1 protein-coding gene is annotated in these 1,351 nt (G+C 69.1%); it reads right to left on the bottom strand.

Annotated elements, in window-relative coordinates:
* A partial coding sequence (locus JGU66_36305) for an AMP-binding protein (protein MBJ6766239.1) occupies nucleotides 1-1,351 on the bottom strand: 1,351 nt, incomplete at both ends.

Raw genomic sequence — 1,351 nt, 5'->3', positions numbered from 1 at the left:
GGCGGCGGAGTTGGAGAGTGGCCGGCCGATGACGGGCACCGCCACCGCTGTCCCCTGGATGGGCCAGATCGTCGCGTTCACCGTGCATTCGGTGGGGCCGTAGACATTGAACGCCTTCGTGCGACGCGTGCCCTGGAGTTCGCGCCAGCTCGCCTCGTCGATGGCTTCGCCTCCCACGAGGAGGAGACTCGGTACGTGCTGCCGTTGCAGCAGGCCGGCTTGTAGCAACAGCTTGAGCTGGGACGGCGTGCAGTCGAGCGCGTCGATGCGGCGATCAGCGAGCCACGCCAGGAGCTGATCCGGATCCCTCCGGACCTCTTCCGGGACGATGTCCAGGCAGTGCCCTTCCAGCCACAGCACGAGGTGTTCGAGCGACGCGTCGAAGTAGAGCGGTGCGTTGAGGCTGACCCGGGCGTTGGCGGGCAGTTCACCGCAGGCGGCTCGGACCATGGCGCGATGCAGGTTCGAGATGGAGCGGTGCTGCACCATCACGCCCTTGGGAGTGCCCGTGGACCCCGACGTGTAGAGGACGTACGCGAGGTTCTCCGGGCTGATGCTCTCGGGCAGGTCCTCGCCCGACAGCGTGGCGAGGTGCCCACGCTCCGCGTCCAGGCACACGACGCTGGGAACGTGGGGCTTCCACGCGTCGAGCAAGGCCTGTTGGGTGATGAGGACGGAGGCGCCGCAGTCCTTGAGCAGGAGCGCGCGACGCGGGACGGGCGCGCTCGCGTCGAGCGGGACGAAGGCCCCGCCCGACTTGAGGATGGCGAGGATGGCGACGAGTGCGTCCGGCGAGCGCTCCATGCAGAGCGCCACGGGGATCTCCGCTCCGACGCCGAGCGCACGCAGATGACGCGCGAGCTGATTGGCGCGCGTGTTGAGTTCGAAGAACGACAGGCACGCGTCTCCGATTCGGAGCGCGGGTGCATCCGGAGTCCGGGCGACCTGTTGCTCGAAGGCCTGCGGGAAACAGCCGTTCCTCGGGAGGTAGGCCGTGGGGCCATTCCAGTCCCGTAGCAGCCTCTGCCGTTCCTCGGGGGCGAGCAGCGACACGTCTCGCAGGGGGAGCTCGGGCCTTGCGGTGACCGCCTCCAGCAGGACTCGCAGGTGGGTCAGGAGTCGCTCCGCTGTGGCGTGCTCGAAGAGGTCGGTGCTGAACGACAGCCACCCCACGAAGCCTTCCGGTGCGCGGCGGAGATCCAGACTCAGCTCGAACTGGGTCGTGCCGCTGTCATCGAGTCGCGCGGGCCGGAGGACGAGCCCCGGCAAGGCCAGCTCCGGCACGGGCGCGTTCTGGAGCGCGAACATGACCTGGAAGAGTGGCGTGCGGCCGAGGTCGCGAGCGGGCTGG

The organism is Myxococcaceae bacterium JPH2, assembly GCA_016458225.1.
Lineage (GTDB): Bacteria > Myxococcota > Myxococcia > Myxococcales > Myxococcaceae > Citreicoccus.
Note: the sequence above shows the minus strand (reverse complement) of the source record. Positions and strands in the feature narration are given on the sequence as shown.